The sequence below is a fragment of the Chryseobacterium sp. WX genome, assembly GCF_029542485.1.
Classification (GTDB): domain Bacteria; phylum Bacteroidota; class Bacteroidia; order Flavobacteriales; family Weeksellaceae; genus Chryseobacterium; species Chryseobacterium cucumeris.
Map to the genome: position 1 here is coordinate 5,016,570 of NZ_CP120710.1, position 19,750 is coordinate 5,036,319.

At 37.1% G+C, this 19,750-nt stretch carries 19 protein-coding genes and 1 riboswitch; of the genes, 4 read left to right on the forward strand and 15 right to left on the reverse strand.

What is annotated here, in order from left to right; translation table 11 throughout:
- The first annotated feature begins 273 nt into the window (after nt 1-273).
- Complete coding sequence (locus PZ898_RS23085) at nt 274-921, forward strand: hypothetical protein (RefSeq protein ID WP_062671282.1); 648 nt, start codon at nt 274-276, stop codon at nt 919-921.
- A 7-nt stretch (nt 922-928) separates the two neighbouring features.
- Here PZ898_RS23085 and PZ898_RS23090 read toward each other — a convergent pair whose 3' ends face one another.
- The 9 genes from PZ898_RS23090 to tsaE form a co-directional block, all read right to left on the reverse strand.
- Nucleotides 929-1,453: a hypothetical protein gene (locus PZ898_RS23090; protein ID WP_343642254.1), complete on the reverse strand. Its 525-nt coding sequence runs from the start codon at nt 1,451-1,453 to the stop codon at nt 929-931.
- A 42-nt stretch (nt 1,454-1,495) separates the two neighbouring features.
- The gene (locus tag PZ898_RS23095; protein WP_238590579.1) at nt 1,496-2,005 is read right to left on the reverse strand and encodes a hypothetical protein; all 510 of its coding nucleotides are present in this window, start codon (nt 2,003-2,005) and stop codon (nt 1,496-1,498) included.
- Between the two features lie 83 nt (nt 2,006-2,088).
- Nucleotides 2,089-4,362, reverse strand: coding sequence for a cation:proton antiporter (locus PZ898_RS23100; protein ID WP_082798726.1), 2,274 nt, complete (start codon nt 4,360-4,362; stop codon nt 2,089-2,091).
- A gap of 102 nt (nt 4,363-4,464) precedes the next feature.
- Nucleotides 4,465-4,854 (reverse strand): hypothetical protein, encoded by a 390-nt coding sequence (locus tag PZ898_RS23105; protein ID WP_110009323.1) that lies wholly within the window; start codon nt 4,852-4,854, stop codon nt 4,465-4,467.
- Between the two features lie 109 nt (nt 4,855-4,963).
- A complete protein-coding gene (locus tag PZ898_RS23110) occupies nt 4,964-5,674 on the reverse strand; it encodes a response regulator transcription factor (RefSeq protein ID WP_137905923.1) in 711 nt (236 codons plus the stop codon).
- Complete coding sequence (locus PZ898_RS23115) at nt 5,649-6,422, reverse strand: histidine kinase (protein WP_120233115.1); 774 nt, start codon at nt 6,420-6,422, stop codon at nt 5,649-5,651. Before PZ898_RS23115 ends, PZ898_RS23110 begins: the two co-directional genes overlap by 26 nt.
- 15 nt (nt 6,423-6,437) lie before the next feature.
- Nucleotides 6,438-6,809 (reverse strand): DUF4258 domain-containing protein, encoded by a 372-nt coding sequence (locus tag PZ898_RS23120; protein WP_062671273.1) that lies wholly within the window; start codon nt 6,807-6,809, stop codon nt 6,438-6,440.
- Nucleotides 6,809-7,999: an alanine dehydrogenase gene (locus PZ898_RS23125; RefSeq protein ID WP_062671272.1), complete on the reverse strand. Its 1,191-nt coding sequence runs from the start codon at nt 7,997-7,999 to the stop codon at nt 6,809-6,811. Before PZ898_RS23125 ends, PZ898_RS23120 begins: the two co-directional genes overlap by 1 nt.
- A gap of 67 nt (nt 8,000-8,066) precedes the next feature.
- On the reverse strand, nt 8,067-8,474 hold the full coding sequence (gene tsaE / locus PZ898_RS23130; protein WP_277694344.1) for a tRNA (adenosine(37)-N6)-threonylcarbamoyltransferase complex ATPase subunit type 1 TsaE: 408 nt from the start codon (nt 8,472-8,474) through the stop codon (nt 8,067-8,069).
- A 103-nt stretch (nt 8,475-8,577) separates the two neighbouring features.
- Here tsaE and dnaG point away from each other — a divergent pair, with 103 nt between their 5' ends.
- Both dnaG and clpP read left to right on the forward strand, forming a co-directional pair.
- Nucleotides 8,578-10,563, forward strand: a complete 1,986-nt coding sequence (dnaG, locus tag PZ898_RS23135) for a DNA primase (RefSeq protein WP_062671270.1) — start codon at nt 8,578-8,580, stop codon at nt 10,561-10,563.
- 112 nt (nt 10,564-10,675) lie between these two features.
- Complete coding sequence (clpP, locus tag PZ898_RS23140) at nt 10,676-11,362, forward strand: ATP-dependent Clp endopeptidase proteolytic subunit ClpP (RefSeq protein ID WP_027373257.1); 687 nt, start codon at nt 10,676-10,678, stop codon at nt 11,360-11,362.
- Nucleotides 11,363-11,545: 183 nt separating this feature from the next.
- Here the strand turns inward: clpP and PZ898_RS23145 are convergent, their stop codons facing one another.
- The gene (locus tag PZ898_RS23145) at nt 11,546-12,649 is read right to left on the reverse strand and encodes a T9SS type A sorting domain-containing protein (protein WP_277694345.1); all 1,104 of its coding nucleotides are present in this window, start codon (nt 12,647-12,649) and stop codon (nt 11,546-11,548) included.
- A 62-nt stretch (nt 12,650-12,711) separates the two neighbouring features.
- Nucleotides 12,712-12,903, reverse strand: a riboswitch (cobalamin riboswitch).
- Between the two features lie 223 nt (nt 12,904-13,126).
- Between PZ898_RS23145 and PZ898_RS23150 the strand changes: the two genes are divergently transcribed.
- Complete coding sequence (locus tag PZ898_RS23150) at nt 13,127-14,395, forward strand: esterase-like activity of phytase family protein (RefSeq protein WP_277694346.1); 1,269 nt, start codon at nt 13,127-13,129, stop codon at nt 14,393-14,395.
- A gap of 75 nt (nt 14,396-14,470) precedes the next feature.
- Here the strand turns inward: PZ898_RS23150 and tpiA are convergent, their stop codons facing one another.
- The 5 genes from tpiA to PZ898_RS23175 form a co-directional block, all read right to left on the reverse strand.
- The gene (gene tpiA / locus PZ898_RS23155; protein ID WP_062671267.1) at nt 14,471-15,229 is read right to left on the reverse strand and encodes a triose-phosphate isomerase; all 759 of its coding nucleotides are present in this window, start codon (nt 15,227-15,229) and stop codon (nt 14,471-14,473) included.
- 52 nt (nt 15,230-15,281) lie between these two features.
- Entirely contained in the window at nt 15,282-17,408 is a 2,127-nt protein-coding gene (locus PZ898_RS23160; RefSeq protein ID WP_277694347.1) for a S9 family peptidase, read from the reverse strand.
- Nucleotides 17,409-17,438: 30 nt separating this feature from the next.
- Nucleotides 17,439-17,786 (reverse strand): TerB family tellurite resistance protein, encoded by a 348-nt coding sequence (locus PZ898_RS23165; RefSeq protein ID WP_034692300.1) that lies wholly within the window; start codon nt 17,784-17,786, stop codon nt 17,439-17,441.
- A gap of 106 nt (nt 17,787-17,892) precedes the next feature.
- Nucleotides 17,893-19,008, reverse strand: coding sequence for a BT_3928 family protein (locus tag PZ898_RS23170; protein ID WP_277694348.1), 1,116 nt, complete (start codon nt 19,006-19,008; stop codon nt 17,893-17,895).
- Nucleotide 19,009: 1 nt separating this feature from the next.
- The gene (locus PZ898_RS23175; RefSeq protein WP_062671258.1) at nt 19,010-19,576 is read right to left on the reverse strand and encodes a DUF1599 domain-containing protein; all 567 of its coding nucleotides are present in this window, start codon (nt 19,574-19,576) and stop codon (nt 19,010-19,012) included.
- Nucleotides 19,577-19,750: the final 174 nt, after the last annotated feature.

A 19,750-nucleotide genomic window follows, 5' to 3' on the forward strand; every position in this document is an offset into this window, starting at 1 on the left:
TCTCCGGAGGATGGGAATTGTACGTCTTCAATTGTGGTGCTGGTCAGGATTGGAGTTTTTGTTGATGCTTTTCTTGTTGGTTTAATGTGGCTGGATTTCTACGGAGTGGCAAACTGTATGGTAAGACAATCATTCCAATTGTATCATTCTGTAGGAATCTTAGCTGGTATAAGGATTTTCAAAGCTAAAACAGTTATTTGTAACTTTTGTGGTTTCATTATATGCAGTACAACCAAAAGTTATTATTAATTTTAAAGCTATAAAAAAGAAAATATGAAGAATAGATTCTTGCATGGAGTTTGCATAATATTGATCAGTTTGAGTTTTGCATATGCTCAGAAGTCCGGAGATCAGTCGCCTGTTTTTTTCACTATCCAAGCACAGGATACTGTAAAGAAGGGAGAAGCATACAATGAGAAAGATACAACAGGAAACAAGAGTTTAAAAAATAGGATAAAACCTATTCAGGCAAATTTTAAAAGAATCAATTCCGTGACAAAATGGACTGCTGTCAAAAAGAAAGATATTGAAGGAGAATCTGCAGAAGGCGGGGAGGCCACATTTTATTACACAGATGAAGGTCTGCAAAAGGTAATTGCGAAACATTATGGAGAAATCGGGCAGAAGCTGACAGAATATTATCTTCTTAACGGACAGCTTTCTTTTGTTTTCGAGAAAGATTATAAATATAACCGACCGCTTTTCTATGACACTAAAGCAATGAAAGAAAATAATGACACGGAAGCCTTTGATTTGAAAAAATCAAAGATTACAATGACCAGGAATTATTTTGAAAACGGAAATATCATTATGATCACCAATACTACAGGACGCGGATTTAGTATCGGTGCGGATTATCCCGCTGAGCAGGAGGAAAAAATCAAAGAGGATTTTAAAAGGCTTCTGAAGCTTGTAAACTAGAGCAGCGTTATGATTTATCAGCCTTGATGATATTGAGTCTTTCCTCAACTTCATTGATTCTTTTAAGCCAATAGTTAATTCCTTCCTGATTGGTCACTGTTTCTTTGAAAGCATTACGGTTGACGGCCCATAGGTGTGAGCTGTTTTTCTGATAGTCCAGTTCGCGTTCTTTTTTATTTTCAGGCTCTATGCGGTATCTCCAGAATACCAGAGATTTCATGTATTCTGAACGAACTTTTTCCAGATGATCAATAATGGCCTTCCGGTCCTGGGGAATATATCCGGGACCAGAGCATCCACATGAATGAAAAGTGATTCCAACCGTATACAAATCCCGGATATGAGCCCATTGCTTATCATCATTTTTGGGCGGGGATTTAAAGTCAAGTCCCATATTGGCCATCAGATTCCCACATTCCGGACACTTGGCTTCCACAGAGGTCTGAGCATCCCGGTCCACATCTTTCAGGTGGCGGCGTTTGAATGTTTTCTGGCAGTTGAAACAGGCATAATGACCTTTGTAAACCATCATGGCATATCGGCACATAGTGTTCTCTTATTCTTTGGTTATAAGTTATTTTAATTTGTTTTCCTCTTCATTAAAATTGATTCCCATAAAGCTGGCGGCGCTTCTTGGGTCGTAAACCGACCACACATCTCCCCAGGGAAATCTGAAGGTGCAGCCGGGATAAGGTTTTTTCTTTTTTTGGGTGGGTGATATTCCAAGGACTTTGGTCAGGAAAGTAGTATTCCGGCGGAAAATATTCATTTCTTTTTCCTCTGTCCATTCATTCCAGTCTTTGGCATCACTGTTTTCCCATGTATTCATATGGATGATGTCCAGATGATCTTTAAAAAAGCACAGACTGAAAGATACCTGATATCCCTTTATTTCTACAGGCTTAAAGTAATACCAAAAATATCCGGTTTTTACATCCCACAGATCATGATACTTTTCTTTATAAAAATCAGACTGTTTCAGCTGATCAAGACTCATTCCTTTATAAAGTCTGGTAGCAAAGGTTTCCAGCTCTATAACTCCATTTTCACTGTTAATCAGCATGTCCCAAAAAATTAAAGCCATAAATATACCCGTTTTTTCTTTACAGACAACGAATAATATTTACAGCTTCAATAGAAATAGAAATATCGGTGTGTGTTATTGTGTTATGGATTTGATATTATTAATGTTGATGGGATGTCAGACAGCCATAGACTTTTTGTATCGATCAGGTTTTTCCAGCTTTTACTGCTGATGAGCATCAGATCCTGAGAACCCAGAAAATCTTTTTCAATCTTTTTCTCATTGTACAGAGTGATGTGGTTTGGAGCTACCTGTTCAATGCTTCTGATCAGTTCTTTTACTTCAATATTATTTCGGATCTGTCCTGCCGCATCCAGAATGATAATCTGAGAATTATTGTTATTGATCAGTCTTTTAGCATATTCAAGAAGGTAGAAGTCACTCAGATTAAAGATCGGAACAAATACTTTATCTGCCGCTTTAAAGTCCTTTTCCACCAAAATTCCTACGGGAATATTGGTTTTGTCGAGAATCTGAAGCGTAAAATCGTCAAAAGGAGAATTGTTGAATATATTTCCTTTGCCTTTTACCGTGTTCAATAGTTTTTCAGGATTAATAATCTTGGTGGTAAAGCCTAATAACCTTCCTAATAAACTTCCCTCATACATAGATTTCCCAAGCATGATCAGGAGAAGATCATAATGTCCTTTGTTGGTAATGCTGGTAAGATCACTTTCGATATCAGTAGATGCTTTGAAGAGGGTAGTAACTTCCAGATTCAGATCTTGAGAGGTTTCAATGACATTCTGAAACTGTGACTCTTCATACTCATTGATGTCATAGGCATGCATTTCATCTACCGGAGCAATATTCATCGCGGTGATGCTTTTATTACCGTTCATTTTATGGGTGAAATTGTGTGCTAGCTTCAACAAAGTACTTCCGGATTCCGGCTTATCAAATGAGAGAAGAACGCGGTATTTGGAATCATTATCCTGAATGGATTCGTCCTGATTTTTTTTAGATTTAAAAATAAAATTAATAAAATCCAGTGCAGGCCCAGTCATGAAAGTGGTGAATAGAGCCATGATCACAAGCATTGCAAAAATTTCAGGGCTTAAAACGCCAAGGTCATATCCAATGTTGAGTACAATAAGTTCCATAAGGCCTCGTGTGTTCATCAGAGCTCCTATCGTCAGACTTTCTTTCCAGTTAATACCTACAAATCGTGCCGTCAACGCACTTCCTGCAAACTTTCCGAGAACCGCGGTCAGAATAATAAATCCGGCGGTCATCCACAGATGGCTGTCGTTAAGAAGGCCGATCTGGGTACGGAGTCCTGTGAATACAAAGAATAATGGCAGCAGAAGTACTAATGCCACATCCTCTACCTTATCAATAAAAAGGGTACGGAACTTTGTATTTTCCGGCATAATAGCTCCCGCCATAAAAGCTCCAAATAAAGCGTGAATACCGATTACTTCAGTAGCATATGCAGATAAGATCAATGTCAGAAAGAAAATAGCCACCATGGGTTTGCTGATCGTATTTTTTCCGGCCTGAAGGTCTCCGACTCTTTTCAGGAAGGGTCTTACAATTTTAATCATTAAAAATACATAAGCAACAGCCATGATAATCACATAGATAGAGCTTGCAAAAGAACCTGCTTTTACAATAGCAATTACGGCAGCAAGAATACACCATGCTGTAATATCATCGGCAGCAGCACAGGTAATAACAATTGTTCCCAGTTTGGTTTTCTGGAGGTTTCTTTCCTGTACGATTCTCGCCAGTACCGGAAATGCTGTGATACTCATCGAAATGGCTATAAATAAAGCAAAAGAGGTAAACTGGATACCATCCGGAGCAAATTCCTGATACACAAAATAAGAAAGGCCTATTCCCAGAGCAAAAGGAATAATAATACTTGCATGGCTGATGACAACCGCATCATGAGCTTTTTTCCTTAATACACTCAGATCCAGCTCCATTCCAACAATATACATGAACAGGATAAGACCTATCTGGCTCAGAAACTGAAGGTTGCCTAATGATTCTTTTGGGAAAAGAAAGGCGGAAAACTCAGGGAAGTACATTCCCACAAGTGAAGGACCGAGTACAATCCCTGCAATCATTTCTCCGATAACCGTAGGCTGTTTTATTTTCATACAAATCCATCCGAAAAGCCTTGCTGTCATAATAATAGTGACAATTTGCGCCAATAATAGCGCAAGCGGATGGTGAAGATTGGTTTTGAATGATTCCAGGAAATTATCCCAGGTAGAGCCGCTGCTGGTATTGGCAACGATATTTTCTTTTACTTCCAGCGTCTGCCCTTCGATGATGAAATAATACATCAGAGCGGAAAAGACTGCGATGGTGGTAATGTAGAAAATTAAATTTTTGTATTTCCCCAAATTCATGATTCCAATATTTTATGCAAAGTTGAAAAGAATATAGTTATGTTAAATACTCTTTTTTTTTAAATGTAATGAATGTTCTAAAAAATGTAATAAAATCTATTTGAACGAATAACCCATTCCAAATCCTATTTTCCAGTTCCCATTCAGATCTGCTGTCTTAGCGTTATAGTAGGCAGGAATCTGGAAGGCTATTTTTTTATAGACCACAGTAAGACCTGCTCCCAGCGTAGGCATAATAGGACTGTTTTTGGTTCCGGAAGAATGGTCTTCTTTAATTCTCAGAGAAGGAAGCATTCCAACAATGAATTTTACGCTTTTATGGGTAAGACTTACATTTGGACCTGTAAAGTTGAGATAAGCACCATGATCTACATATCCGCCTATTGCTATTCCGTCAAAAAAAGAGATCTTCAGTTTTGAAGAGGCTTCCTGGGAAAAACACAAGCCGGATAGGAGAAGTCCTGCAGCATAGAAAAAGTTTTTCATTATAAAATCAATTAATTCCATACAAAATTAAAGGGATTCAATACTGAAAAAGGGGAGTTGTAATAAAGGACTTATATTCTGTAATGAAACCGGAAAGATTTGAAAAGATCTATTTTCCGAAGAGCTCCATCAATGAATTTTTATAAGCATCTCCGATCTGAAGTTTCAGAAAAGAGTGATCTTCCGCATGAATGGTGGTAATAATTTCGTTGGTTGAAAATACCTTAATGGAAGACAATGCGATAATTTCTTTTTTGTTGACCTGAGCAAAATCTTTTGATGGCAGCATTTCCAGAAGGTTTTTGAAATTCAGGTTTTTTAAAACGATGGTTGTTCCGTCAATAAGCATAATATCTTTATCCCTGCTGTCGATTTCAGAGGTTTTGATGTAGGAAATCTGTTCTGTGAATATAACGGTTTTTCCAATATTGGTATTCCACTCGATAAAAGTTTTTTTAGGAGCATTTTCTACCAGTTCTTTAGCTTTTTCGAAAGCTTGAATCAGTCTTTCTTTTTTGATGGGTTTTCTTACATAATCCACCACATTCAAATCGAAAGCTTCAGCAGCATATTCTTTGTAAGCTGTTGTAAAGATGATTTTTTTAGAACCTGAAATAATCTCAGCCACCTGAAGACCTGTCATTCCGGGCATTTCAATATCCAGAATGCACAGATTACAGTCGAGGCTGTCTATTTCATTCAGAAAAATTTTAGGATCATTGAATGCTTTTACCACCTCTACATTCTCAATCTGCTCGCATAGAAGTTTTAAATAGCTGATGGCCAGTAATTCATCATCCAGAATAACGCATTTTATCATAGAATTCTCCTAAATTGATTTTTAATTCCGCCGTAAATATTCCGTTTTTTGAGCTTCTTTCCAGCTGATAATAGGTACTGTAGATCATTTTAAGCCTTTGATCAAAAGACTGGCTTCCAAAGCCGCTTTTTTCTTTTTCCAGAATATTTTTAAGAGACGCTTTATTACTGACTTTCATAGTGAAAATGCCGTCTTCAAGCTCCATATAAATAGAAATAAAAGAGTCCTGAGCCAGAAAATCCGTATGTTTGAAGGCATTTTCAATAAGATCCACAGAGATCAGCGGAGCAAATACCTTTTCTTCATACAAAGCATCAGATTTATTGATTCTGGATTTAATTCTGAAGTCAAAAAGTGGATTGATCTTGATTTTATTAATCTCAATAAGGCTTAAAGCAAAATTAAGCTCTTCTTTCGGGCTTACATACTTATTGTTGCTTTCGTATAAAATATAATCCAGCACATTGGCCAGCTTATCCAGCGACATATACGTCTGATAGGCATGAGACTGCACCGAATTCAGAATATTTTTAAACAAATGCGGATTCAGCTTTGTGCCGATATGTTCCAGACGGACTTCATTCAGGCGCTGCTCAATAAGTTTATTGGTTTCTGATAATTTGGTATTCCTCTGTTTCAGCTTCTGATTCTGGCTGAAGAGATAAATACTGATAGTCAGAAACAGGAAAATGGCAAAAACTCCGATGAATATCAGATAATCATGAATCATGTAGTAATTGCCGTCCATAGCTTGTACTTGAAACTATTTCAGTTTTTTAAGACTGTTTACCGTCACCGTTTCTTCACATTTTTCATACGTGATCTCATAAGACGGATTTTTTTCAGGATAGGTTAAAAGATAGTCCGGACATGGTTTCTTTTGTGCATGGCTGCGGTCAAAATCTACCTTTCCGTTGGTAATGATGCTGTCTTTTATAAATTTCTCATCAATCTTGTAGGTTGCCATTGCATTTTTAGCTTCTTCAGAATATTTGAATTCTTTGGAAAGACTTTCAGCAATCACACGGCTGTTCGGTAAATATCCGCTGCAGCTTGCTCCTTTTTTGTTTAAAATAAAAAATACGATCAAAAGCCCCGGAACGAAGCCTATTGCATAAAATTTCAGTTTCTTCATTAGAAAATTAAAAGATTGATATCGTGGTACGTAAGTCCGAAACGATCGCAGATGATCTTCTTGGTATGTCTTCCTTTGTACATATATAAGCTCTGCTTCATTTCGTTTTTGCGGATCAGCATGTTTTCAAAGCCGCCCTCTTCGTCATAATTTAAAATATAGGAAAGGAAGAAATTCGAGATGGCCTTAGTGGTAGTTCTCGGCATTCTTGAGGTAAGATTCGGAAGTCCGCAGTGGATGACACCGTGTTTGATGACATAAGGATCCTCCATGGTAGTAAGCTCTGAAGTTTCGATCACTTTACCGTTATCTATGGTAATATCGATGATGACACTGCCTTTTTTCATTTTCATCACCATATCTTCAGTAACGATAGGGGTCATATTCAATCTTGGAAGAGCTCCGATCACTACATCAGCACGTCTTAGACTTTTGCTGAGTTCTTTAGGATCAATAATAGAAGTCGGTACACGGCTGTCAACAATCGTGTGAAGCCTTCTAAGCTTGGATAAAGAATTATCGAAAACTTTTACACTTGCTCCTAAACCAATGGCTGCTTTTGTAGCAAACTCACCTACAATTCCGGCTCCAAGGATAACAACTTCTGCAGGTCTTACTCCTGTAATTCCTCCCAGCATTAACCCGTTTGATAAGGCTAATAATTCGGAAGCATATAAGATTGAAACGGTTCCTGCAATTTCCCCGACTAATCTTACCAAAGCCAGCTGCTTGTATTCATCAACGATAAATTCAAAAGCGATGGCGTTTATTTTTTTCTCTGCAAGCTTTAAGAAATACTCCTTGTCTCTAAGATTGATCTGAAGAGCTGAAACCAGATACGTATTAGGCTTCATGTACTCAATTTCATCTTCTGTAGGAGGGTTCACCTTCAGGATAAGATCCTGCCCGAAAGCTTCTTTTGGATCATTGGTGATCTTCGCTCCAGATTCGGAATATTGTAAATCTGTAAAAAATGAACCTTGTCCGGCCCCTGATTCAATAATGATCTCATGGCCGTGCTCTACCAACACCTGTACGGCGTCAGGAGTAATGCAGGTTCTCCTTTCGTTGAGACAGGTTTCTTTAGGAATTCCAATACTGAACTGTTTCCCTTTCTTTATAACCTCCAATTTTTCCTCTTTCGGCATTAATTCTTCTTCTGTGAAAGGAGTAAAAATATTTGTACTCATCCTTAAATTAAATTATGTCTTACAGATTATTTTTTACACTCAATTAATGAGCAAAGATACATAATATTTAATCGAATGAAATCTCTCTGTTTTCACCCGTATTTACAATGCTCATTGTATGGTAGTTAAGACCATAAAGGTCCTCTTCATAGACTTCCGGCCATTCGATGATGCATAAAAAAGAGTTGTCCAGATATTCTTCAATTCCGATATCATAGACTTCTTCAATGTTTTTTAAGCGGTAAAGATCAAAATGAAATACTTTCCCTTTTTCGGTATTGTATTCATTGACAATAGAGTAAGTGGGAGAGTTTACTTCGTCATTACTGCCCATGTTTTTAAGCAGAAATTGAGTGAATGTGGTTTTACCTGCTCCCAGGTTTCCCTTTAATAAAAAAATATTATGTTGTAATTGAGGAATGATGCTGTCAACAACTTCCTGCCAGTCTTCGATTGTATTGATAGTGAACTGCATATAGTAGCAAATTTATTTTGCAAAAATAATGATAAAACTTACTAAATATAATGCACTTGTATTATATAATTGTAAGGTTTTTTTTTATGTGTATTTTTGTACTATGATTTCCAAACAGACCATTGATAAGATATTCTCCACGATCCGCGTTGAAGAGATTGTGGGCGAATATGTGCAGTTGAAAAGAGCAGGGTCTAATTACAAGGGGCTCAGTCCTTTTCATGATGAAAAAACACCCAGTTTTGTAGTTTCTGCCAGTAAGCAGATCTGGAAGGACTTCTCCACAGGAAAAGGAGGAACGGCGATCTCTTTCCTTATGGAAATTGAAAATTTTACGTATCCTGAGGCACTCCGCCACGCTGCAAAAAAATACGGAATTGAAATTGAGGAAGACCAGCGTGAAATTTCTGAAGAAGCAAAAAATGCCCAGACAGAAAAAGATCTGCTGTATAAAATCCATGAGGTTGCCAATACTTATTTTCAGGAGATCCTTTGGGATGATCAGGAAGGCAGAAGTATAGGACTTTCTTATTTCAAAGAAAGGGAGTTGAGGGATGATATCATTAAGAAATTCCAGCTGGGATATTCTCCCGAGAAGAAGAATGCTTTCACGGCTTATGCCCTGGAAAAAGGATATAATAAAGAAATTCTTGAAAAATCAGGACTTTCTATTTTTCCTGAAAATACTCCTGCAGGCGTAGACCGTTTTAGGGAAAGGGTTATTTTCCCTATTCACAGTTTTTCTGGCAGGGTTTTAGGCTTTGGAGCAAGAATCCTGAAGAATAATGTTAAAACTGCAAAATATCTCAATTCACCGGAAACCGAGATCTATCATAAATCCAATGTTCTTTACGGATTAAACCAGAGTAAGCAGGCTATTTCCAGGAAGAATGCCTGTCTTTTGGTGGAAGGATATATGGACGTGATTTCGCTTCATATGTCCGGAATTGAAAATGTAGTGGCAAGTTCAGGAACTTCTTTGACGACAGAGCAGATCAAACTGATTAAGAGGCTTACAGAAAACGTAACGATTCTCTTTGATGGTGATAATGCCGGTATCAAAGCCAGTTTCCGAAGTATTGACATGTTACTGACTGAGGGAATGAACATCCGTGTTCTGCTTTTCCCTGATGGAGATGACCCGGATTCCTTTGCCAGAAAACACCCGCAGGAATACGTTGAAAAGTATATCGAAAATGAAGCGATGGATTTCATCGATTTCAAGGCGGAAATTCTCCTGAGAGATATCGGAAATGATCCGATTAAAAAGGCTGAAGCAATCAGAGATATTGTGAAATCTGTCTCTTTCGTACAAAATGCCCTGAAAAGAGAGGTTTATCTGAAAGAGGTTTCCAATAAATTCGGGCTTTCTGAGCAGAGTCTTTTCAATGAACTGGATGTTCAGAAGCAGATCACACAGAATCAGACCCATCATGTTCAACAGCAGCAGAAAGAGAAAACAGCCGCTCCAAAGATGGAGGTTGTGCCTTTGGATCAGGAAAAAGAAGATCCTTTTCTGTATGATGTACTGTTCATGGAGAACAAACTTGTTGAACACATGCTGGCATTTGGAGATATTATTCTGAAACGTAGAAATGAACAAGGAGAAGAATATCAGATTACAGTAATTGAGGAAATTCTTCATCATTTTGAAGAAGAGCAGTATGAATTTTTAGTTAAAGGGAATGAAATCATTATTACTCAGGTGAGGGAAGGAATTCAAAAAGATGAGTTGAGAAGTGGAAACTTTTTTGTATCTTTTATGGACGAAGAAATTACCACAAAGGTTGTAGACGCTCTGATCCCGTTGGATGAGCTTGAAAACTGGGCTTCCAGAAATATTTATCCTCCCAATTACGGTGATAAAGTGGCAGATCAGATCAAGGGAGATGTTTTGCTGCACAAATTCAGATATATTGATTATTTAATCACAGAAACTGATAAAGAGCTGGATGTGTACAGGGATACTGATGAAGGAAAGTACTATGAGCTTATCAAGAAAATTACGCTATTGAAACAAGCTTCCATGCGATTGAGTAATATCATTGAATATTCACCTATCAAAGGAATCTATGGTAGAAAACGGTAATTTTTAAGTCAGTTATTTTAATATTCTGTGACAAAAAGTCCTATAAAATTTTAGGAATAAATATTGTAATTTAAACTTCGAGAATATTTAAAAAATAATACATAATAGAAATATGGACATTAAAAAAGAATTCAGAGATTTCTCTGTAAAACATTTAGGAAACAACGGTTTGGTTACCGATCAGTATATGGGAATGTATGGGCCTACGAATCTTACTCCGTACATCATGGAAGAGAGAAGATTAAACGTTGCTCAGATGGACGTTTTCTCCCGTCTGATGATGGACAGAATTATTTTCCTTGGAACAGGTATTGATGATCAGGTAGCAAACATCGTTACGGCTCAGCTTTTATTCCTGGAAAGTGCTGACCCTTCAAAAGATATTCAGATCTACATCAACTCTCCTGGTGGTAGTGTATATGCAGGTCTAGGTATTTATGACACCATGCAGATCATCAAGCCGGATGTAGCGACAATCTGTACAGGTATGGCTGCTTCAATGGGAGCTGTATTACTGGTTGCCGGAGAAAAAGGAAAACGTTCTGCGCTTAAGCATTCAAGAGTAATGATCCACCAGCCTTCAGGAGGTGCTCAGGGGGTTGCTTCTGATATGGAAATCAACTTGAGAGAGATGTTGAAACTGAAGCAGGAGCTTTATGAAATCATCGGTCATCACTCAGGACAAACGTATGAGTGGGTAGAAAAATCTTCTGACAGAGATTACTGGATGACTTCTGAAGAAGCTAAAGGTTACGGAATGGTAGATGAGGTTTTACAAAGATCCACAGAGAAAAAATAATTGATGATAACATCATCAGAAAACCGCACCAATCTGGTGCGGTTTTTTTGTTGGATTTATATTTTAATCACTCATTTTACATTCGCTGGAGGGTGGCAATAATTCAAAGAATTTTTGACGGGGCGGTTGTAACAGTATATTTTATCCATATCCTCACAAAAAAAGCGCTTTGAGGCGCTTTCTCTATTTCTTAACAATCTTATGTACCGTAGCACTTTCAGCTGTTTTAATCTCCACAAAGTAAACTCCTGAGTTTAAAGAATGAATATCAATCTTAGTAACCTGAGAAGTCATTATTTTTTGTCCTGTCACAGAGTAAATATTCACTTCTTTCAGTTTCTCAGCCGTTTCAATCTGAATGAAATCACTTGCCGGATTTGGATAAATATTGAATTTTTTCTTGGTCACAGAAGAAATTCCTAAAGTCAGCTGTGCCTCGGTGGGGGTAAATGGTCTTCTTTGCCCGAAACTTAATCCAAACCAGTCATTGTTACTCAGTTGAATCTGAGAAAGATTGGCTTTTGTTTGCCAGCTTGATAGATCTTTTCCTTTATATAACTTCCAGCTGTCTGATCCGGAAGTATTCCCAGTAAATGAATTCAATGTTAAATTAGTAATCTGATTATTCGCTGATGCAAAATTGAAATAGGAAGCTTGAGACTGGATCAGTTGTAACGCCTGTTCAGCAGTTATGCTTCCGTTATATTTAATTCCAAAAACAAAAGAATTGGCATTTCCGTTGGCATTATCAGTTCCGAAATCAATAACTACAAGACTTTTATTAGTTCCGCTTCCTACCCAGTTTGTAACCTGCGAGGGAACAAACCAAGCAGAACTGTAGGCTGGAACTGGTGGGGAAGGCATTGTAGGAGGGGAAAAACTATAAGAAGCTCCATACCATCTTCCGTCCACTAAAAGATCATTGTTCACACCATTATTGAATGCCATAGTTGATGGAGTGTTTCCTGACCAGGTTGACCAATAGTCGTCAAGGCTGGGAGTATGATGATTGTAATTTAAACTGTACAGAAATCCGGATGGTATTTCAATTTCCATTTTAGGTTCTGCAGCGGCAATAGCAGTAATCATGTCTTCCATGGTTAAGCCATTTCCGTCAAAACGGTATCCCCAAGCATAAGAATTTGGGGTGCTGTTATCATTAAAGTCTGCAATGAAATATGCTTTTTTAGAACCGGTTCCTACCCAAAATTTAATGTCGTTTTCTGTGAATTGGGCCGACAATACCTGCATGCAAAGCAGTAAGAAAAAAAGATAGATTTTTCTCATGATATAATTAATTTAAAGTTTTATTCCCGAAACTTATCTTCAGAGCAGAACTAATTCTTTCTCTGAATCTGGTGTTTTAAGGCAGGTCTCCTGGCTCACATCTTACAACTTCCTTCCCGGATTTTCAGATCCAGTGGTTTTTGTGCAGTAAGTTTAAACAGTTTACAGTTGCGGGTACAGCTCAAGATTTGAATATTATTCTCACTTGATTCCCTATTAATGAACATTGTTCAGCCTTAAAACGCTGCAAATATATCATATAAATTGATAAGTCTGTTTTGTGAATTATTTTCCTTTAAAAAATGATTTTCAAATTGATTAATAATTTGGTTGGATTGTTGGTTTTTCATTTTTAAATAGATTCTTTTCTTATTTATCTTCAATGCATTCTGTCTGTTCAATTGTTAAAAAACAATTATCATTGTATTTAAGATCAGTTTACAATCAAGTCCTATTTTCGCAGCCATAAAATAGCATATGAAAAAATTACTATGTTCTGTGGGTATACTGGCTGTATTGGCTTCATGTAAAAGTGATGACGATACCGCAATGGTTAATCAGGATATTAATTATTCCAAACTCCCTCAGGAGTTTCCATTTTCAAAACTGACTACGATAAACGGAGTGGATGTTATCAACGGAGGTTTTGGATCCGGAGCTGCGGCTCATCCTACCAGAAAAGGCGAATTCTATGTCATTACCGATAGAGGACCTAACACCGACTTCCAGAATGGGAAAAAGTTTCTTACTCCTAATTTTACTCCAACCATTATGCATTTTAAAATCAATGCTGACGGAAATGTAGAGGTCATCAAATATATTAAACTTAAAAATCCATCCGGACAGCCTATTACCGGACTTCCAAATCCTGCTGGAATGGGGAGCACAGGGGAAGTAGCATATGATGCTTCCGGAAATGTCTTAGGTACTGATCAGTATGGTCTTGACAGCGAAAGTATTGTTGCTGCCGCTGACGGTACATTCTGGGTTTCTGATGAATATGGACCGCATATTGTACACTACAGTGCTGATGGAATGGAGATGGAAAGAATAAGCCCGATCGGAGTAAATACAGGACCAAGAAAATTACCTGCTGTTTTAGCGAAAAGAAGAGCCAACAGAGGAATGGAAGGACTTTGTATGAGCCCGGACGGAAGAACGCTGGTAGGAACCATGCAGTCGATGATGTATGTTCCCAGTAAGGCATTGGCTACCAATAAAACTTTAACGAGAATTGTCACATTTGATACGGTTACAGGGCAGACTAAACAGTTTCTATATAAGCAGGAAGGAGGAGCTTCTGATTCAGTGTGCGATATTACCGCATTAAGCAATAATGAATTCCTGGTGATTGAAAGAGATGGAAATTTCGGTTCTCAGGGAGGAATAAAAAAAGTATACAGAATCAATCTTAGCAATGCAACAGATGTAAACGGAGCCGATATCACCGATGTGGACGGAATGAAAGTTAACGGAAAAGCTTTAGAGCAATGTTCATGGGATGAAATTACCAATGCCGGAATAAAAGCTGTTACCAAAACATTAGCCGTAGATCTGGTAGCAAAACTGGGTTATGAACATGATAAATTCGAGGGAATTGTTTATTTAGGAAATAATAAACTGGCTGTTTTCAATGATGATGACTTTGGAGTAGTGGATGATGGAAACGGAAATCCAAAAGCTAAAATTTTGCCTAAAACGGGTAAAGTAGACAAAGGAACAATGTATGTAGTCGATATTCAATAATTAGATTTTTTTAACGGAAAAGCGGCGGAATCGAAGATTCCGCCGCTTTTTATTGGATAATATATCAATCCTCTATTAATTAAAAGCTTCAATAATCTTAGAGAAATCCTCTAATTTCAAAGCTGCTCCTCCGATAAGACCACCGTCGATATCCGGCTGAGAGAAAATTTCTTTTGCATTGTCTGGTTTTACAGAACCTCCGTAAAGGATAGAAACCTCGTCAGCAACTTCCTGTCCGTATTTTGAAGCAATAATATTTCTGATGTGAGCGTGGATTTCCTGAGCCTGCTCAGGACTAGCCGTTTCTCCGGTTCCTATAGCCCAAACCGGTTCATAAGCAATCACTACTTTTTTGATTTCTTCAGCAGAAAGCGTGAAAAGAGCTACTTCAGTCTGGTTTTTTACTACCTCAAGGTGCTGTCCTGCTTTTCTCTGCTCAAGAGTTTCTCCGTTACAGTAAACAGGAATAAGACCTTTGTCAAGAGCTAATTTGATCTTTCTGTTACAGTGAGAATCTGTTTCTCCGTGATATTGTCTTCTTTCAGAGTGCCCGATTAGTGAACCGGTTGCATCAATGGATTCCAGCATATCTGCAGAAATTTCACCAGTATAAGCGCCACTTTCATGCTCGCTCATATCCTGAGAAAATACTCCGATTTCATCCTTTTCAAAAACGTCTTTTGCCATCATCAAATACAATGCTGGGGGAGCAATCCAAACCTCACAGTTCGTTGCATTGTTGTTTTTATAGCTTAGTAACTGAATCATTAATTGTTGTGCATCAATTACATTTTTGTTCATTTTCCAGTTTCCTGCAACTATTTTTCTTCTCATAAGATTTAAATATAGATTTATTTATTTTTTAATTTTCTTTTTGCAAAACTTATTACTTAGTAATCCCTTCCAGTTTAAACATGAAAGCATATACCAAAGCGACATCCTTCAGATAATCAAACCTTCCGGAAGCGCCACCATGGCCATATTCCATATCTGTTTTCAATAACAGTACATTTTTGTCCGTTTTCATATCTCTTAGCTTGGCAACCCATTTCGCTGGTTCAAAATATTGTACCTGAGAATCGTGTAATCCTGTTGTTACCAAAAGATTCGGATAGTTTTTCTTCTCTACATTTTCATATGGAGAATAAGATTTCATATAAAAATAAGCTTCCTTATTATTGGGATTTCCCCATTCGTCATACTCATTGGTCGTAAGTGGAATACTAGTGTCTAACATCGTATTCACTACATCTACAAATGGAACCTGTGAAATAACACCATTCCATAAATTAGGACTCATATTGGCTATAGCACCCATCAGTAAACCACCTGCACTTCCTCCCTGAGCGTAAAGATGCTTAGGTGAAGTATATTTTTCTTTAACCAGATACTCTCCGGAATCGATGAAATCGGTAAATGTGTTTTTCTTTTTCATCATTTTTCCATCTTCATACCACTGTCTTCCCATTTCCTGACCTCCGCGGATATGAGCAATTGCATATGCAAAACCCCGGTCCAAAAGGCTCAGTCTGGTGCTGCTGAAACTGGCATCCATAGAACTTCCATAGGAACCGTAAGCGTAGAGTAGAAGAGGGTTGTTCCCATCTTTTTTGAACCCTTTTTTATAAACAATGGAGATTGGAATTTTCGTTCCGTCTTTTGCTGTGGCAAAAAGTCTTTCCGTTGTATAATTGTCTTTATTGTAACCTCCCAGAACTTCCTGTTGTTTTAAAAGAACTCGTTTTCCGGTTTTTAAATCCTGTTCATACTGAGAGCTTGGGGTAATCATAGAAGTATACCCAAAACGGAAATTATCCGTGTTATATTCAGGATTATCCAGTGAATAAACAGTATAAGCAGGTTCATCAAATTTTAGAAACTCCTTTTTTCCTGTTTTTCTGTCATAAATTACCAGTTGGGAAAGTCCGTTTTGTCTTTCACTGAATATCAGATAATTTTTAAATGCAGTAATATCCTCCATGAGAACATCTTTTCTGTGCGGAATAAAATCCTTCCAGTTTTCAACTCCCGTTTTATCTAAAGGAGTTTCTACAACCTTAAAGTTAAGAGCATCTTTATTGGTTGTTACCAAAAATTTATCTTCAAGTGAAGTTACATCATAAAGTACATTATTGATCCTGGGCTGAAAAATTTTGAAATTTCCGTTAGGATCATTGGCATCCAGATACCTGGTTTCAGAAGAAGTGGTAGCACGGGAATCAATCAGGATAAACTTATTGTTTTTTGTTTTTCCTACACTGATATAGTTGGTTTTATCTTTTTCTTCATATACCAGAATATCTTTACCGGAATCTGTTCCCAGCGTGTGTCTGAAAATTTTTTCTGTTAAAAGAGTCTCAGGATTTTTAGAAGTATAGAAAATTGTTTTGTTATCATTTGCCCATGTTGCAGAACCTGTTGTATTTTTAATACCAAGATCCGTGATTTCTCCTGTAGAAAGATCTTTTAAAAATAATTTGTACTGCCTTCTGGAAACATCATCCACTCCGTAGATCATTTTGGTATTATCCGGACTTATGCTGAAGCCAGCAGCAGAATAATATGGATGACCTTCTGCCATTTTATCTACATCCAGAAGAACTTCTTCCGGAGCAGTAAGGCTGCCTTTCTTTCTGCAGTATTTAAAATACTGTTTTCCGGTCTCTGTGCGGCTGTAATAGTAATATCCGTTTCTAAAAACAGGTACAGATTCATCCTTCTCCTTGATTCTGGCCTTCATTTCCTGGAAAAGCTTTTCTCTGAAGGGTTCAGTATCCTTCATCATGCCTTTCCAATACGTGTTTTCAGCCTTTAAATAATCAACAACTTTGGTAGAATCTTTTCCTTTTTTAAAATAATCAATCATCCAGTAATAAGGATCATTAACCTTATCACCGTGGATTTCTCTGATATGTTCCTGCTTTTCTGCAACAGGAGTCTTCATATTGGGAAATGTCTGAGATTGAAATGTAGATGCACTCATTACTAATAGTCCTAGATAAATTTTTTTCATGGTATTTTTTGGCTTGGATCTGTTCTTAGATTATAGTCCCCAAAGATTTTTCAACAGTACGTAGAACGTATGTTCTTCTTCCGTTACTTTATTGTCTGCTTTGATCAGTGACTTTGCAAACTGAACAAATTTCACACGCTCGTCCTCTGTAGAATCTTCGTGGAAACATCTTGCATGGAATTCAAAATGATCTTTCCATTCCTCAGGCTGTAAAAGAGCCAGGGTTTCAAGTTCATTATCAAGATTCATTCTGAAAGGAAATTCATCTGCCATGTATTGCTGTACCAGCATTCCTTCCTCAGGAGCAAATTCTCCATCTACAGAAGAAAGGATCATAAGTAAATGATAACCGGCGATTGATTTATTTGATTTTTGCATGAGTTGTTGTATGTTTAAGTTTAGTGTTTAAATTTGATAATTGATAATTGATAATTGATAATTTGATACAAATATCTGTCGTAACATATCATTTATAATTCATCATTTATAATTCATCAACGTAGTCCTTTGCAGGCTGTTTGTCTATAATTTTTCCGTTTTCAAGAATCAGTACAAATGGGTTGCTTCTTGCTATTGTTTTGATGGCAGTTCCGTCCATTAGTACATTTTTGATAGTTTTAAAAGTATTCGGTTCTGTAGAAATTCCGTAGATAAGAGCACCTTTCTGTGTATTTACTTTCGTTTCCACTTTCTGAAGCAGGTCTGCAGGAACATCTTTTGGATGATAGGAGAAAACAAGAACAGCTTTTGGTGCGTTGATGATTTCCTGGGTAACTTCCATTCCTGTAGGATCTTCAATCTTGAATTTTACAATTTCAGATTTATATCCTTCTTTGATCAGGACAGATTCATTTTTCCCATCTTCAATTTTCCATGGAGAGCCTTCTGCCCAGTATTCTGTTTTTTTGATATAATCATCCTGATTTACTTTTACAACAGCTCCTGTTTTCTGATTTTTCAATGTGTAGAAAGTTTTATATTCGGAAGGATTTTTATCAATTTTTGCTTTTTCAGCTTTAATGTCTGTTCCTATTTTATAATCACGGAAATCTATGATCGGTTCATGCATAATTCCTTGAGCCATAACATAAATCATTCCTAAAGAAAATACTGTTAAAAGGATATATTTAAATGTGTTGGAAGACTCTTTCGGAGTAACTCCATATTCATCTTTTTTACGGAAATCTTTTCTGTAAAGGATGAATAAAATAATCAATCCTACCAGCAGCACAACGTCTTTTAAGAAGCTCTGCCAAGGAGTGAATTTGATAGCATCTCCAAAACATCCACAATCTGTTACAACATTGAAATACGCTGAGTAAAAAGTAAGAAATCCGAAGAAAATACAAAGTGCAATTAATATGGATAAGGTAAATTTAAGCTTTAATTTAAGCAGCAGCATAAATCCTAAGAAAAGCTCCAGTACCACTACAATAATGGAAAATAACAGGGCAAACTTTTCTAAAAATGGCATGTTGAAAACCGGAGGTGCGAAATATTCTTCCATTTTGAAAGAAAAACCTACCAGATCCACGGCTTTTACAAAGCCTGAAAGGATAAAAATAACAGCAATAATAAAGCGTAATAAACCTTTGAGCATATTAAATATTTTTGGGTTCGAATTGATTTTCTTTTTCTGAGAATTTGATCAGGCAGAAGACTGCATAATTCAGCATATCGAAATAGTTGGCATCAAGCCCTTCCGAAACAATGGTTTTTCCCTGATTGTCCTCAATCTGTTTAGTTCTTAATACTTTCTGATAAATAAGATCTGTGATTGAAGAAATTCTCATATCCCTCCATGCCTCACCATAATCATGATTTTTTCTTTCCATCAAAGCTTTTGCTTCATTGGCATACTTATCATAAAGACCTAAAATTTCTTCTTTATTTTCATTGAAATCATTGGAAAGGCCTTTCTCCAGCTGAATAAGTCCAATGATAGAATAGTTCACAATGGCGATAAATTCATCTTCTTCACTCTCATCCACCATTTTTTTATCAGTCATCTGCAGTGTACGGATCCTGTTGACTTTGATATAAATCTGATCCGTAATAGAGCTTGGTCTTAAAACCCTCCATGCTGCACCATAATCCTGTAATTTTTTACCGAAAAGATCACGGCACTGACTGATAACTTTCTCGAACTGTACTGATGTTTTTAGCATAAATTTTCTTAATCTTCCAAATATACGAATTCGGTTTTAGATTTTTGAATTTGATGAGCTGAGTTTGTGAGTGAGAGGGTGGGAGAGTTTTAGAGTTTCGGGTTTCGGGATTCGTGTTACCGTGGTTTAGAGTAAGAGGGTTTTAGTGTTTGAGAGGGCTTACTTAGCTTCCTG

Bases quoted from the DNA above. Each gene is read 5' to 3' on its own strand.
- PZ898_RS23085 (WP_062671282.1), top strand. From the start codon at position 274: ATGAAGAATAGATTCTTGCATGGAGTTTGCATAATATTGATCAGTTTG.
- PZ898_RS23090 (WP_343642254.1), bottom strand. From the start codon at position 1,453: ATGATGGTTTACAAAGGTCATTATGCCTGTTTCAACTGCCAGAAAACA.
- PZ898_RS23095 (WP_238590579.1), bottom strand. From the start codon at position 2,005: ATGGCTTTAATTTTTTGGGACATGCTGATTAACAGTGAAAATGGAGTT.
- PZ898_RS23105 (WP_110009323.1), bottom strand. From the start codon at position 4,854: ATGAAAAACTTTTTCTATGCTGCAGGACTTCTCCTATCCGGCTTGTGT.
- PZ898_RS23110 (WP_137905923.1), bottom strand. From the start codon at position 5,674: ATGATAAAATGCGTTATTCTGGATGATGAATTACTGGCCATCAGCTAT.
- PZ898_RS23115 (WP_120233115.1), bottom strand. From the start codon at position 6,422: ATGGACGGCAATTACTACATGATTCATGATTATCTGATATTCATCGGA.
- PZ898_RS23120 (WP_062671273.1), bottom strand. From the start codon at position 6,809: ATGAAGAAACTGAAATTTTATGCAATAGGCTTCGTTCCGGGGCTTTTG.
- PZ898_RS23125 (WP_062671272.1), bottom strand. From the start codon at position 7,999: ATGAGTACAAATATTTTTACTCCTTTCACAGAAGAAGAATTAATGCCG.
- tsaE (WP_277694344.1), bottom strand. From the start codon at position 8,474: ATGCAGTTCACTATCAATACAATCGAAGACTGGCAGGAAGTTGTTGAC.
- dnaG (WP_062671270.1), top strand. From the start codon at position 8,578: ATGATTTCCAAACAGACCATTGATAAGATATTCTCCACGATCCGCGTT.
- clpP (WP_027373257.1), top strand. From the start codon at position 10,676: ATGGACATTAAAAAAGAATTCAGAGATTTCTCTGTAAAACATTTAGGA.
- PZ898_RS23145 (WP_277694345.1), bottom strand. From the start codon at position 12,649: ATGAGAAAAATCTATCTTTTTTTCTTACTGCTTTGCATGCAGGTATTG.
- PZ898_RS23150 (WP_277694346.1), top strand. From the start codon at position 13,127: ATGAAAAAATTACTATGTTCTGTGGGTATACTGGCTGTATTGGCTTCA.
- tpiA (WP_062671267.1), bottom strand. From the start codon at position 15,229: ATGAGAAGAAAAATAGTTGCAGGAAACTGGAAAATGAACAAAAATGTA.
- PZ898_RS23160 (WP_277694347.1), bottom strand. From the start codon at position 17,408: ATGAAAAAAATTTATCTAGGACTATTAGTAATGAGTGCATCTACATTT.
- PZ898_RS23165 (WP_034692300.1), bottom strand. From the start codon at position 17,786: ATGCAAAAATCAAATAAATCAATCGCCGGTTATCATTTACTTATGATC.
- PZ898_RS23170 (WP_277694348.1), bottom strand. From the start codon at position 19,008: ATGCTCAAAGGTTTATTACGCTTTATTATTGCTGTTATTTTTATCCTT.
- PZ898_RS23175 (WP_062671258.1), bottom strand. From the start codon at position 19,576: ATGCTAAAAACATCAGTACAGTTCGAGAAAGTTATCAGTCAGTGCCGT.